Annotated in this window: 12 protein-coding genes and 1 pseudogene; 7 read left to right on the top strand and 6 right to left on the bottom strand. The window is 69.6% G+C overall.

Translation table 11 applies throughout. The features are described 5' to 3' along the window. Positions 1-13: 13 nt before the first annotated feature. Positions 14-1,135: a substrate-binding domain-containing protein gene (locus G3I56_RS27025; RefSeq protein ID WP_164413311.1), complete on the bottom strand. Its 1,122-nt coding sequence runs from the start codon at positions 1,133-1,135 to the stop codon at positions 14-16. 272 nt (positions 1,136-1,407) lie between these two features. On the opposite strand from G3I56_RS27025, the gene G3I56_RS27020 reads away from it, so the two are divergent. Genes G3I56_RS27020 through G3I56_RS27010 form a run of 3 tightly spaced genes read left to right on the top strand, consistent with a single transcriptional unit; the run spans position 1,408 to position 4,922 of the window. Further along, positions 1,408-2,298 carry an MHYT domain-containing protein gene (locus tag G3I56_RS27020; protein ID WP_164413309.1) on the top strand — a complete coding sequence of 297 codons (891 nt, stop codon included), beginning with the start codon at positions 1,408-1,410 and terminating at the stop codon, positions 2,296-2,298. Between the two features lie 20 nt (positions 2,299-2,318). After that, positions 2,319-3,860 (top strand): metallophosphoesterase, encoded by a 1,542-nt coding sequence (locus tag G3I56_RS27015; RefSeq protein ID WP_164413307.1) that lies wholly within the window; start codon positions 2,319-2,321, stop codon positions 3,858-3,860. A 30-nt stretch (positions 3,861-3,890) separates the two neighbouring features. Continuing rightward, entirely contained in the window at positions 3,891-4,922 is a 1,032-nt protein-coding gene (locus G3I56_RS27010) for an LLM class flavin-dependent oxidoreductase (RefSeq protein ID WP_164413305.1), read from the top strand. 15 nt (positions 4,923-4,937) lie between these two features. Here G3I56_RS27010 and G3I56_RS27005 read toward each other — a convergent pair whose 3' ends face one another. Then, the gene (locus G3I56_RS27005; protein WP_164413304.1) at positions 4,938-5,939 is read right to left on the bottom strand and encodes a TauD/TfdA family dioxygenase; all 1,002 of its coding nucleotides are present in this window, start codon (positions 5,937-5,939) and stop codon (positions 4,938-4,940) included. Between the two features lie 200 nt (positions 5,940-6,139). Between G3I56_RS27005 and G3I56_RS27000 the strand changes: the two genes are divergently transcribed. Continuing rightward, complete coding sequence (locus G3I56_RS27000) at positions 6,140-6,769, top strand: hypothetical protein (RefSeq protein WP_239135115.1); 630 nt, start codon at positions 6,140-6,142, stop codon at positions 6,767-6,769. A 6-nt stretch (positions 6,770-6,775) separates the two neighbouring features. Here the strand turns inward: G3I56_RS27000 and G3I56_RS26995 are convergent, their stop codons facing one another. Further along, on the bottom strand, positions 6,776-7,564 hold the full coding sequence (locus G3I56_RS26995; protein WP_164413302.1) for an IclR family transcriptional regulator: 789 nt from the start codon (positions 7,562-7,564) through the stop codon (positions 6,776-6,778). A 205-nt stretch (positions 7,565-7,769) separates the two neighbouring features. Here G3I56_RS26995 and G3I56_RS26990 point away from each other — a divergent pair, with 205 nt between their 5' ends. Next, complete coding sequence (locus tag G3I56_RS26990) at positions 7,770-8,594, top strand: helix-turn-helix transcriptional regulator (protein ID WP_239135114.1); 825 nt, start codon at positions 7,770-7,772, stop codon at positions 8,592-8,594. Positions 8,595-8,815: 221 nt separating this feature from the next. Here G3I56_RS26990 and G3I56_RS26985 read toward each other — a convergent pair whose 3' ends face one another. The 3 genes and pseudogenes from G3I56_RS26985 to G3I56_RS26975 all read right to left on the bottom strand — a co-directional run. Next, the gene (locus G3I56_RS26985; RefSeq protein ID WP_164413298.1) at positions 8,816-9,331 is read right to left on the bottom strand and encodes a hypothetical protein; all 516 of its coding nucleotides are present in this window, start codon (positions 9,329-9,331) and stop codon (positions 8,816-8,818) included. An 88-nt stretch (positions 9,332-9,419) separates the two neighbouring features. Then, entirely contained in the window at positions 9,420-9,521 is a 102-nt protein-coding gene (locus G3I56_RS44800) for a hypothetical protein (RefSeq protein WP_343240058.1), read from the bottom strand. 76 nt (positions 9,522-9,597) lie between these two features. Beyond that, positions 9,598-10,016: pseudogene (locus G3I56_RS26975) on the bottom strand (transposase); the annotation flags it as partial. Between the two features lie 187 nt (positions 10,017-10,203). On the opposite strand from G3I56_RS26975, the gene G3I56_RS26970 reads away from it, so the two are divergent. Beyond that, positions 10,204-10,764 (top strand): TetR/AcrR family transcriptional regulator, encoded by a 561-nt coding sequence (locus G3I56_RS26970; protein WP_239135113.1) that lies wholly within the window; start codon positions 10,204-10,206, stop codon positions 10,762-10,764. Further along, entirely contained in the window at positions 10,761-12,371 is a 1,611-nt protein-coding gene (locus G3I56_RS26965) for a CocE/NonD family hydrolase (RefSeq protein ID WP_164413294.1), read from the top strand. Before G3I56_RS26970 ends, G3I56_RS26965 begins: the two co-directional genes overlap by 4 nt. Positions 12,372-12,411 lie beyond the last annotated feature (40 nt).

Here is a 12,411-nt window from a genome sequence, read left to right as displayed (position 1 = left end):
ACGCTCACGGCACTCAGTGCATCGACGCCGGGGAGGTCAGCGCCCGCGTCGACCCGCGCACCTTCAGTTCCGGCAGCAGTTCGATCCGCCGCGCCGGTCCTGAGCCACTGCCGCGCACGTCCCTCAGCCGGTGCAGGAGCAGTTCGGCGGCGGCCCGGCCGACTTCACCCTTCGGCGGGGACACGGCGGTGAGGGGGGTACTGCCGAGGGCGGCCACGACGTCGTCGTACGCGACGACCGAGCAGTCCTCCGGAACCCGGACTCCGTGCGCTGCCAGTTCCTGGACCAGCATCAGCGCGTCCACGTCGCCGTGCAGCACGCACGCCGTGGCGCCCAGCTCGCGCAGGACGCCGGGGAGGTCGACGGCCGGACGGTCCGCGCCGGCCGTACGGTCGGGGCCCGCGTCCGGCGAGCTGAGGGTGAGAGTCCAGGCGTCGAGTTCCGGATGGGCTCCGGCGATCCCGGTGAGGGCGGCACGCAGGGCCCGCGCGGTGGGGCTGTCGTCGCGGGTGGCGAAGACGATCCTGCGGTGGCCGAGGGCGATCAGGTGTTCCACCGCGAGATGGGCGCCGTACCAGTGGTCGGAGCAGACGGAGTCCAGGGCGTGCAGTGCGCTGCCGGGACGTGGCCTGCGCTCCATCAGGACGGTCGGTACGCCGAGCCCGCACAGCCACTTCGCGTCGGCCTCCTCGGCGGCGAGGGTGCGCCAGCGGGGGGCGATCAGCACACCCCGGGCACCGTCCGCCAACGCCCGCTCCACTAGGGGCTGTTCGGCACCCGCGACCTGCGGGGCGATGTGCAGGGCGATGCGCACTCCGGCCTCCTCCAGGACAGGGCGGGCGCCGTGCAGGGTCTCGTAGAGGTAGGAGTGGCGGGCGGGTACCACCAGGACGACGGTGTCGCCGTCCCCGGACGCGGTGACCGGTTCGGGCCGGTCGTCCGGCACCGGGAGGGTGGAGCGGGCGACGCCATGGCCGCGCCGGAGCCTGCCCTCGCGGGCGAGTTCCTCCACGTCCCGGCGGACGGTGACCACCGAGACCTCCAGCTCGGCGGCGAGATCGGCCACCCGGACCGCGCCGCGCGCCTGCACAGCGGCCAGGATCCGCTGCCGCCTCAGTTCGACCGGCTCGCGCATGCCGTTCACTCCCTCACGTCCGGGTGCACCGGCGTACCCGTACACCGAAGTGTTCGTTTGAACGCTTTGCCGCGCAGCATAGCGATCAGCAGACCAAACGGCAGCACCGCAATCGGAACCAAGGATTCCGGCCGAATTCCATCCCTTATCGACCGATCTTGACCATCGTTCAAATGAATTTCACCGAGTACTCGCGGTAACTGCTTGTATTCCTCGCACTTGAGGCGAGACTTTCACCCCTCAACAAGTTGCACCTCGGGGGGATTTGGCATATGCAAGGAACAATTGACGGATTCAGTTACGGATTCGTCACACCTGTCGCCGCCTACATCATGGCCTGCCTGGGAAGCGCCCTGGGGCTGCGCTGCGTGGTCAGAACGCTGCTCAACGAGGACTCGTGGAAGCCGGGTTGGCTGGCGCTGGGGGCGGCGGCCATCGGGTGCGGAATCTGGACCATGCACTTCATCGCGATGATCGGGTTCCAGGTCGAGGAGACCGCGGTCCGCTACGACATCGGGCTGACGGTCACCAGCCTCGCCGTCGCGATCGTCGTCGTCGGTATCGGTGTCTTCGTCGTCGGCTACCGGGGCGCCACGCCCACGGCGCTCTCCGCTGCGGGCATCGTGACCGGTCTCGGTGTCGCCGCGATGCACTACCTCGGTATGGCGGCGCTCCATCTGAACGGGACGATCGGCTACGACGCGGTGACCGTGGGGCTCTCCGTGGTGATCGCCATCGTCGCCGCGACCGCCGCGCTGTGGGCGGCCGTCTCCATCCGGGGCTTCCTGACCAGCCTCGGGGCGAGTCTGGTGATGGGTGTGGCCGTCAGCGGTATGCACTACACGGGCATGGCCGCCGTCAGCGTGCATCTGCACGAGACATCCGGCAACACCTGGGCCGGCGACTCACCGACCTCGCTGCTGCTGCCGATGCTGATCGGCCCCATCATCTTCCTGCTGCTCGCCGCGGTCGTGGTGATGTTCGACCCGCTGCTGGTGCTGGGCGACGGGGAGTGGGGCGCGAAGGGCCCCCGGCAGCAGCCCACGCGGCAGACACGCCAGATACCGCAGATACCGCAGCAGTCGGCGGCCCCGGACACGGGACGGCGTTCTCCCGGCCGGCAGCGGACGTCCGCCCCGACCCGCACGGATCTTCGCCTGTAGGACATTGCTACGGTGCCCCGATGGTTGACTCTTCACGGACTCACTCCTCCCGCGACACCCCGGAGGGCGCCGGCTGGGGCCTCGAAAACCCGGGCTCCTACCGGGAGTTGATGCCTCGTCGGGTCGAGAAGCTGTCATGGGTCAACCCCCGGACGCTGTGGCCCGCCCGCAACGGCGTGCTGGCCTCCTGGTTCGGCGACCCCACGGGCCGTACCCGAAGCCGCTGGGCCGAACAGCGGACAGTCGCGGGCGCTCCCGCCGACAAGGTGATCCGGCGCGGCGATCCGGACCGCTTCTCCTTCATGGTCATCGGTGACACGGGCGAGGGTGACGCACCCCAGTACGCCGTTGTCCCAGGCTTTCTGACGGTAAGTCAGGACACGGCGTTCACCGTGCTCGCCAGTGACGTGATCTACCCCGTCGGGGCGACCGACGACTACGGCACCAAGTTCTTCCGCCCCTACCAGGACTACCCGGCGCCCATCTACGCGATACCGGGCAACCACGACTGGTACGAGGACCTGAACGGGTTCATGCGCGTCTTCTGCAACGCCCCACCCCTCCCGGCGGCCCCCGCGCCCCGCCCGCTCACCCCCGCCTGGCTGCGCTCGCTCCTGTGGCACAGGCCGAGCGCCGTCGACGAACAACGCCTGGCCGAGGCAAGCAAGTTGCGCTCGGCCTCCGCCCAACAGGCCACCCAGCCCGGCCCGTACTGGGCGATCGACGCCGGACCGGTACGCGTCATAGGCATCGACACCGGTCTGCTGGGGACGCTGGACGCCGAGCAGGGCCGCTGGCTGCGAGAGGTCTCCTCGGGTCCGGTCCCGAAGATCCTCGTCACCGGCTCCCCCTTGTACGTGGACGGCGAGCACCACCCCTGTGCGATCGAGGGCGGCGGCACGGTCGACGACCTGGTGCGCGATCCGGAGCGGAACTTCGTGGCCGCGATAGGCGGCGACATCCACAACTACCAGCGCTATCCGGTGGGCGTGCACGGCCGGACCATCCAGTATGTGGTCTCGGGCGGCGGCGGTGCCTTCATGCACGCCACCCACACCATCGAGCGCGTCTCGGTCGCCGACGTCACCGAGGACGACTTCCGCTGCTATCCCCTGCGCGGCGACTCGCTGGCCTTCTACAGCCGGATCTACGGCCGCCGGCTGCACCTGCGCCGCTTCTTCACCCTCACCGAGGCCGAGGCGGCGGCCGTGATCGCCGAGCGCCTGGGCATGCGTCCGACGCGCGCCCCGGACGAACCCGTCCGGCTCACCTGGCGCATCCGGCTGGTCGCCGGTCTGCTGGGCACGGCCCGCCGTCCCGACCGCGCCCGGCGCCTGCGGCTCCCGGTCCGGAAGGCGTACACACAGTTGTTCTCACCCGGTTCGGCGACGTACAGCCCGCCGTTCTTCAAGAGCTTCCTGCGCGTCGACGTGTCCCCGGAGGCGATCCGGCTGCGCTGCTTCTCCGCGACCGGCAAGCTCAGGCAGGAGCTGGATCCGCCGGTCGAGGACGAGGTGGTCATTCCGCTGATCCTGCCCCCTGGCACAATCGGCGAAGCGTGAACGTCCGTACGACGATCGTTGGAGGAGCCCGTGCCGACCCCCTCACAGCCACTGCGCAAACTGGGCTTTCTCACCATCGGGCTGTTCGACGGGGACGATCCGCGGGCGGGGCACGAGTCGACGCTGGAGATCATCGAACTCGGTGAGCGGCTGGGCTTCGACAGCGCGTGGCTGCGTCACCGCCATCTCCAGTACGGGATCTCCTCCCCCGTGGCCGTACTCGCGGCGGCCTCGCAGCGCACCCGTCGAATCGAACTGGGCACCGCGGTCACCCCTGTGGGCTGGGAGAACCCGTTGCGCCTGGCGGAGGACTGGGCGACCGTCGACATCCTCTCCGGTGGCCGGCTCAACCCGGGCCTGAGTGTGGGCCCGCCGATGAACTACGACCACGTCAAGGGCGCCCTGTACCCCGACACGGCGGACGTCGAGGACTTCAGCTACCAGCGGGTCGAGCGGCTGCTGGACCACGTACGTGGGAAGGCGGCCAGCGACTTCAGCGGGGTGCAGGGGTTCGAGGTGTTCTCCGACCGGGTGCAGCCCCATTCCCCGGGGCTCGGAAGCCGGCTGTGGTACGGCGGCGGGAGCGTGCGGTCGGCGCGGTGGGCCGGTGAGCACAGTATGAACTTCCTGACCAGCAGTGTCGTCAAGGCCGAGGGGGACGAGGAGTCGCCGGACTTCGCCGAGGTCCAGCTCGCGGGCGTCCGGGCCTTCCGTGCGGCGCACCCGGACGGCGACCGGGCCCGGGTCTCCCAGGGTCTCGTCGTGATCCCCACCGACAGCGCCTCGCCCGAACAGCGCGCGAAGTACGAGGAGTACGCGGCGAAGCGGCTGCCGCGGACAGCGGCCCCGCAGGGTCCGGCGCGGCTGATGTTCGCGCCGGACCTCGTCGGCACGTCGGCCGAGATCGCCGAACGCCTGTACGCGCACGTCGCGTTCCAGGAGATCGACGAAGTGGCCTTCGCCCTGCCGTTCACCTTCGGCCACGAGGACTACGTCCAGATCCTCACGGACATCGCGACCCGTCTCGGCCCCGCACTGGGCTGGCGGCCGGCCACCGGCTGAAGGCCCTGCGGGATCTCACCATCGCCCGGGTTCGGTGCCGGTGATCGCCTCCGACCGCCTGCCGTCCACTCCGGCCGGGATGTCGCCGGTCAGCATCACCCGGTGCATGACCCGGGGGTGGCCGAGGTGGGCGTTGTCGCTGGGAGCGAGGTGGATGGTGGCCCGGTTGTCCCAGAAGGCGACGCTGCCGGGCTCCCAGCGGAACCGGACCGTGTACTCGGGCCTGGTCGCCTGTTCCAGGAGCATCTCCAGGAGCAGGCGGCTCTCCGCCCGGGAGACGTCCACGATCTGCTCCAGGTAGTAGCCGTTGACGAACAGCACCCGCTCACCGGTCTCCGGGTGGACCCGCACCAGCGGGTGCACCGAGGCGGTCTGGTGGTCCAGCAGATGCCGGAGGTACGCGTCGTCGCCGGGCCGCGCCTGGTAGCCGACGCCGAGCCGGTGCTCGGCCCTGAGGCCGTCCACGAACTCCCGTACGGGCGCGGAGAGTCCGGCGTACGCGGCAGCCAGGTTGGACCAGGTGGTGTCACCTCCGTACGGCGGTACGGTCTCGGCGCGCAGGATGGTCGCGGCGGGCGGGTCGATACGGGCGCCGTGGTCGCAGTGCCAGCCGCGCAGCAGCGAATGGCGGCGCCGCTCCAGCCACTCGGCGTGCTCCATGCCGTAGCGTCCGCCCAGCTCCAGCCGGTCGGCGGTCGTCTCGATCTCGGGGAAGTCCGCCGGTGAGGCGCCACCTCGCCGTCCGAGGACGACCGGCTCGCCGAACCGGCGCGCGAAGGCGATGTGCCCGGCGTGGTCCAGCCGCTGGCCGCGGAGGAACACCACCTTCCAGCGCAGGAGCGCCGCCCTGATCGCGGCGACCACGGCGCTGTCGAGGGGCTCGCTCAGGTCGACTCCCGAGATCTCTGCGCCGATGTGCCCCGCGACGGGCCGCACCTCCACTCCGGCGGCGTTCGCCTCCCCCAACTCCTTGGCGGTCGGCGGCACTTCACCGTTCGTGGCCCGGTCCGTCGTCATGCACGCTCCGATCGTGGGTCCGTCGTGTCGGTCTCGCTGGTGAGCGTGCCAGTATTCGGCGGGCGTGGCGACCGGGCGGCGCGCCTCGCAGGACGCCCGGTACGTCAGGCCTGGCGGGTCCGTCGCGGCTGCTCGCGAGGCTCCCCGGAGGGCTCTCTGCGGGGCTTCAGTACGGCGGGCGCGGCTGGAAGACTGCGACGATGACCACTGACGCGTCCGATGTCCCCGAGCCCAGTGCCTTCGTCCGACGGTTGCCTGCCGGGGAGCGGCTGCCGATGCCCGCGGACCCGGTCACCGCCTGGGAGACCTTCCCCTTCGAGCCGTTCGAAGGGGAGCTGCGGATCAAGCCGTTGCTGCCTCCCGTGCTGCCCGAGCCGGATCGAGACGGCGAGGCCGGGACCGAGGACTGCGTGGTCTGCCGCAAGCCCGTGACGGACGCGCTCTGGGCGGACGACCACTGGCGGTTGGACGCGGTCGGCGAACTGCGGCTGCCCGCCGTCGTGCTGCTCCAGCCGCGCGGTCACTACGACCTGGGTGACCTGCCCGCCGCCCGGTCGGCCGAGCTGGGTCCGCTGCTGCAGCGCGCCGAGCGGGCCGTCCTGGCTGTGGACGGCGTCGCACGGGTGCACGTCAACCGGTGGGGCGACGGCGGCGCCCACCTCCACTTCTGGCTGCTGGCCCGCCCCGCCGGCCTGACCCAGTTGCGCGGCATGTTCCTCGCCCTGTGGGAGGAACTCCTGCCCCCGGTACCGGAACCGGAACGACTGCGGGCCCATCGGCGGATCGCTGCGGCGCTGGCGGCCGGGGGCGGGACGGCGTACGTGAGGTAGGGCGGGCTACGCGCTCACCCCCGCCATTCGCCACCCTTCCGTCCGGTCCTGCTGGGAGACCGCCTCGGCCGTGGCCATGACCAGCGGGGCCAGTCGGGACGGCTGGAGCATGTTCAGGGGACCCACGACGCCCACCGCCGCCACCACCGTGCCGCTCGCGTTGCGCACCGGGGCTGCGATCGCTCCCCGGCCCTCGCGCAGGGTGCCGCACCCCATCGCGTAACCTTCGCGCCTTATCTGGCTCAGGTGATTCCTCAGCGTGGTCCCGTCGGTGACGGTGGCGGCGGTGTACGCGCGCAACGGACCGGCACAGATCTCGTCCTGCAGAACGGCACCCGCGTTCGCCAGCAGGACCAGGCCCGCCGCGGTGACGTGCAGGGGGAGCCGGCAGCCGGGATCGCCCCAATAGGCCGTGAGACCGAAGTCGTTGGAGAGAAAGGACAGGCAGACGCTCTCCGTTCCGTCACGCAGAACGAGGACCGCCGCGCCGCCGGACCGGCCGTGGAGTTCCACGAGGTGGGGCTGCGCGGCCTCGGCCAGGCCCGAGTAACGGGGGGCCAGCGTGGCTGTCTCCCACAGTTTCAGGCCGATGCTGTAACCGCCTTCCTCTCCTCGTTCCAGTGCGCCCCAGCCATGGAGCTTGTTGACGATGCGATGGACCGTGGCGACCGGAAGTCCGGATCGCCGGCTGATGTCGCTCAGCGTAAGGATGCGGTTGTCGCGGTCGAAGACGCCGAGGATGCTGAGCGTCCGGTCGACAACCGAGCGCTTGGGGGCGCCGGAGTGGGTGGTCATCCCGTCAACTTCCCTTCACCTGCACATCATGTGGGGACGGTTACTCGTGCATGCGCCAGAAGTGATCTGGCAACGGGCGGCCACACCTATCATTGATTTTTGAAGGAGCTTGAGAAAGGTCGATTCCGGAACGCTCATGGTCGATTTCGTTTCGCTACCGATCCCCGTGATCCCCGACATCCCCCACTGCAGACCCGGAATCGGTATGGCCGTGACCTCGCTCAGCGAGGTGCGTGCGACGGTCTCCATGGACTTCACCACCACTCCCCACCGGCTCGCCTACCACCAGATCATGCTGATCGGGTCGGGAAGCGGACACTTCACGATCGACTCCACGCGCTACTCGTGCCGGGTGGGCTCCCTGCTGTGGATCCGGCCGAACCAGGTGATCCAGTTCGCGTCGGTGACGAACATGGACGCCCGCCTCGTCATGTTCACCGAGACCTTCCCACTGCGGCTGCGCGCCCAGATGGGAATGCTCGACGACTCATTGCGCCCCTGTCACTGGCAGCTCAGAGACGACGAACTGGCCCGCTTCCAGCGGGTGCTCGCCCTGATACAGGAGGAGTTCGAGCGGCCCGACCAGGGCCTCGGCGAGGACATCCTCAAGCATCTGCTGGCTGTCGCCCTGATGCACATCGACCAGATGTGCCGCAGCCAGCACAATGATCACCGGGAGGCCGACACCCCTTCCGGTGAGAACGGGGAGTTGTTCCTGCGATTCCGGCGCGAGCTGGAGTCCTCCTACCGCGCGACCCGGCTGGTCGAGGACTACGCCGCCGCGCTCAACTGCACGCCCCGCACCCTGTCGCGGGCCTGTCGCATCGTCGCCGGCAGCTCCACCAAGGACCTGATCGACGCCCGCGTCGCCCTGGAGGCGAAGCGTCTGCTGGTCCACACGGATCTGCCGGTCGGGACCATCGCCCGCCAGCTCGGGTTCACCGAAGTCACGAACTTCGGCAAGTTCTTCGTGCGACGGGTGAATGTGCCGCCCGGCGCATTCCGGCGCGGCGACGATTCGCCGAATTAGCGTCACCGCCGCGGTTACCGGCCAGAACTCCACCTGCCGGAAAAATATTCTGCCTCGTGTTCCACGCCCGCAAACCACGACTTCTTTCGGCTCTCCGGAAGAGTGGTTGTCCAAAAATCGGTGAGCCGGCAAGACCGTGGCTTGCGAGCTTCGGACGGCCACTCCCGAACACCCTTCTACTGACACGGCAGCTGTAGTTCGTGACTCGTGGGGGTTCCTGATCATGTTGTGGCTACCGCGGTGATCTCGTTCCAGCGACGGTGGCAGGCGGTCGCCTGGTGCTGGTGATGGCGGCGCCACCTCGACCAGTGCAGGGCGTGCGTGGGATCGGTGTCCTGGCGAGGTCGAGGCAGCGCGAAGACGCGGAGCAGGGTGAGGAGTTCGCGGGGGCTGACGGGCACCATGGCTATCTCGCCGTTGGGGTCGGTGGGGTTGGACCGTGGCTCGTGGAGGGCTCCGACAGCGAGGAGGGCGTAGGCGATCATCGCCATCAGACTCCAGCGGTGCCAAGAGGTCCAGCAGGTGACCTGGCCGGTGTCGAGGTGAGCGAGGCCCTTCGCCCCTTGGAGGTCCTCCTCGACTCGCCATCGGCGGCAGACCGCGCTGACCAGTACCGATATCGGTTGCGGGTCAGGGTGCCAGGTGCGGTAGAAGGAGAGGGTGCCGGTGCGGCGGTGACGCCGGATCAGGACCTGGCTGTGTCCGTCGGCCTGGCCGGGAGGGGCGTCGTCAGCCATCACGTCGATCGTCGCCCAGTCGTACAGCCGCTTGCCTTGGTGCCGTTGCCGGTCCTCAACCGCATCCAGGCCCACCGGGGCATCCGCTTCAGTCGATGCTCCTCGCTCCCGAGGCGGCCGCGCAGGTACGCACCAGCAGGATGGCGGTCAGCGAGTACCACCGGCCCCGCCGGGAGCGCGGGTCGGGCACCGAGTCGAAGTACAGGCGCAGGTCGGCTACCCGACCGGCATCCAGCGGACCCAGCCGCGAGCGAAGTGCCGTGCCCGTCGGTGATCAGGTGATGCTTCGAGCCGCCCCGGCCACGGTCGACCGGCGATGGGCCCGTGCGGCTCCCCCTTACAGCGCCCTGAGGTGGGAGGAGTCGACCACACAGCGGGACCGGTCCAGCCGTGAGGCCGCGTTCAACTCGGCCAGCAGGACCTTGTGCAGCCGCTGCCACACGCCGGTCTCATTCAAGTCCCGCAGCCGCCGCCAACACGTCATGCCCGAATCGAAACCGAGATCCTGCGGCAGGTACTCCCACTGGATCCCGGTGTGCCGTACGGACACCAAGATCCCGCACAGCACGACCCACTCCGGCAACGGCTTGCGACCCGGATACCGGAACCTGCGCTCACCCTGCGGCAGCAGCGGCTCCCGGTGATCCCACAGTTCATCCGACACGATCCACGGCGACGCCCCCACACCGGACCGAACCTCAACTCCCGCCCCGGACACCACAACCAGGAGCAATCCACCTCATTGCGTCAGGCATCACTAAGGGACACTTGTTCTTTTTTGCACACCTGTGCATTATCTAGGTATGCAGACGCAGTCAGAGGCACAGTCTCCCGTTCTGGACCGGCGCGTACGCCGGTCGAGGGCTGCACTCATGCGAGCCGCAGTCGAGCTGGTCACTGAGCGGGGAACGGCGGCCGTCCCGCTTTCGGACATCGCCGAGGCAGCGGACGTGAGCCGGCGGGTCGTCTATCAGCACTTCGGCGACCGCGATGTCCTGCTGCTGGAGGCAGGTCTCGATCTCGCGCGCCGTGAGCTGCTGCCACAACTCGCCGACGCCGCGCCCGGGACGATCGCGCGCGAGCAGACGCTGGCCACGGCGCGGCACTTCGCCGACCACCGGGTTTTCTACAGGGCCCTGTTGACTGGATCGTGCGGGTTCGCGCTGGACCGGGGGCTGATCCGGCTGCTGCTGCCGGTCAACCGGCAGCACGTCCAGCAGATGTTCGGCGACCGGCTCGACCCGCAGATCGTCGAGGATCTCGCCACGTGCCTGGCCGGCGCGGGATCGGCCTTCTTCACGACCTGGATCGTGGACGGCGCGGAGCCGCTGGAACCCCAGGCATTCACCGATCGACTCATGCGCATGCTGTCGGTCCTCATCGCCACCCTGAGCCCCACCCCCGGCACACCAGACCTGGAGACCCCCCGATGAGCCTGCTCAGTCACCTCGTCCAGCGCCGGCTGAAGCTGGCCGCGCCGCCGACCCGGGACCTGGTCGTCGAGCGGGATCTTCGGGTCCCGATGCCCGACGGAGTCGACCTGCTGGCCGACCGGTGGGCGCCCAAGAGCGGTGGCGAGGGGCTGCCGACAGCCGTCTTCCGCTCCCCCTACGGGCGGGCCGGCGTCGTCGGCACGATTCTGGCCCGGCCACTGGCCGAACGCGGGTACCAGGTGCTGATCCAGAGCACCCGCGGCGGCTTCGGCTCAGGCGGGACGCTCGACCCGAAGCGACAGGAGCGCGAGGACGGCCTGGCGACCCTCGACTGGACGGTCAAGCAGCCCTGGTTCGGTGACGCGATCGTCCTTGTCGGCCTGAGCTACCTGGGATACAGCCAGTGGGCTGTCGCCGACCGCCTGCCCTCACAGGTCAAGGCGATGATCCCGCAGGTGACCGAGTCGGCGCTGTCGCTGGAGTTTCTCCGCGAGGACGGCATGTCGCTGGAGACGCCGTTCGGCTGGGGTGTGCTGGTGGCCACCCAGGAACTGCCCCTGGCGTTGCTCCGCAAGCCGGCCCAGGCCAAGAAGACCGCCCGCGCGCTGTACACGCTCCCGTTGAACCAGGCCGACATCGCAGCCCTCGGCCACCGGTCCGACTACATCCAGGACATCCTCGCCCACGACGCCCGATCCCCGCGCTGGACCGGCTTCGATCACCGGGACCGGGTGGCCGACGTGACCGTGCCGGTCAGTTCCATCGGCGGCTGGTACGACGTCTTCCTGCCCGGTCAGCTGCGTGACTTCCAGGTTCTGCAACAGGCCGGACGCCCGGCACGGCTGACGATCGGGCCGTGGACGCACGCGGAGTTCACCAACGCCCTCGTCAACGAGGCCGTGGAGTTCGGCCTCCCCCACGCGCGCGGTGAGGAGCCGCCCCACCGCGCGCCGGTCCGGCTGTACATGATGGGCGAGGACACCTGGCGCGACTTCGAGTCCTGGCCGCCGAGCGGCTACTCGCCACGGCCGTTCCATCTCGGTGCCCACGGCGCGCTCTTGGCAGATCAGCCCGAGGAGTCGGCACCCGACCAGTACCGTTACGATCCGGCCGACCCCACCCCGGCAGTCGGTGGAGCACGCACGGTCAAGGACTGCGGCCGTGTCGACAACAGCGCCCTGGAAGCCCGCCCCGATGTCCTCACCTACACCACGCCCACCCTTGACGAGGACGTCGAAATCGTCGGCGAGGTCAGCGCCGAGATCTGGTTCCGCTCCAGCCTGCCGCACGCGGACGTCTTCGTCCGACTGTGCGATGTGGACCCCGACGGCCGCTCGCACAACATCTGCGACGGCCTGACCAGCCTGACCGACGCCGACGAACTCACCTGCGCCACCGTTTCCCTGTGGCCGACTGCGTACCGCTTCAAGCAAGGGCACCGCATCCGGGTCCAGGTCTCCAGCGGCGCCTTCCCCCGCTATGCCCGCAACCCCGGCACCGGCGAACCCCTCGCCACCGCGACCACACTCCGGGCCGCCGACCAGTCCGTCCACCACGACCCGGCACACCCCTCGGCGATCATCCTGCCGGTCCGGGAACGCCACTGAGTCCCAGCGTCACCTCACCCGGCGCCTTCGACGAGGTAAC

The sequence above is a fragment of the Streptomyces sp. SID12488 genome, from assembly GCF_010548275.1.
GTDB lineage: Bacteria > Actinomycetota > Actinomycetes > Streptomycetales > Streptomycetaceae > Streptomyces.
Note: the sequence above shows the minus strand (reverse complement) of the source record. Positions and strands in the feature narration are given on the sequence as shown.

What these genes read in the sequence shown, in the direction of transcription:
- G3I56_RS27025 (WP_164413311.1), bottom strand. Translation starts at nt 1,135, where the DNA reads ATGCGCGAGCCGGTCGAACTGAGGCGGCAGCGGATCCTGGCCGCTGTG.
- G3I56_RS27020 (WP_164413309.1), top strand. Translation starts at nt 1,408, where the DNA reads ATGCAAGGAACAATTGACGGATTCAGTTACGGATTCGTCACACCTGTC.
- G3I56_RS27015 (WP_164413307.1), top strand. Translation starts at nt 2,319, where the DNA reads ATGGTTGACTCTTCACGGACTCACTCCTCCCGCGACACCCCGGAGGGC.
- G3I56_RS27005 (WP_164413304.1), bottom strand. Translation starts at nt 5,939, where the DNA reads ATGACGACGGACCGGGCCACGAACGGTGAAGTGCCGCCGACCGCCAAG.
- G3I56_RS27000 (WP_239135115.1), top strand. Translation starts at nt 6,140, where the DNA reads ATGACCACTGACGCGTCCGATGTCCCCGAGCCCAGTGCCTTCGTCCGA.
- G3I56_RS26995 (WP_164413302.1), bottom strand. Translation starts at nt 7,564, where the DNA reads ATGACCACCCACTCCGGCGCCCCCAAGCGCTCGGTTGTCGACCGGACG.
- G3I56_RS26990 (WP_239135114.1), top strand. Translation starts at nt 7,770, where the DNA reads ATGGCCGTGACCTCGCTCAGCGAGGTGCGTGCGACGGTCTCCATGGAC.
- G3I56_RS26985 (WP_164413298.1), bottom strand. Translation starts at nt 9,331, where the DNA reads ATGGCTGACGACGCCCCTCCCGGCCAGGCCGACGGACACAGCCAGGTC.
- G3I56_RS26970 (WP_239135113.1), top strand. Translation starts at nt 10,204, where the DNA reads ATGCGAGCCGCAGTCGAGCTGGTCACTGAGCGGGGAACGGCGGCCGTC.
- G3I56_RS26965 (WP_164413294.1), top strand. Translation starts at nt 10,761, where the DNA reads ATGAGCCTGCTCAGTCACCTCGTCCAGCGCCGGCTGAAGCTGGCCGCG.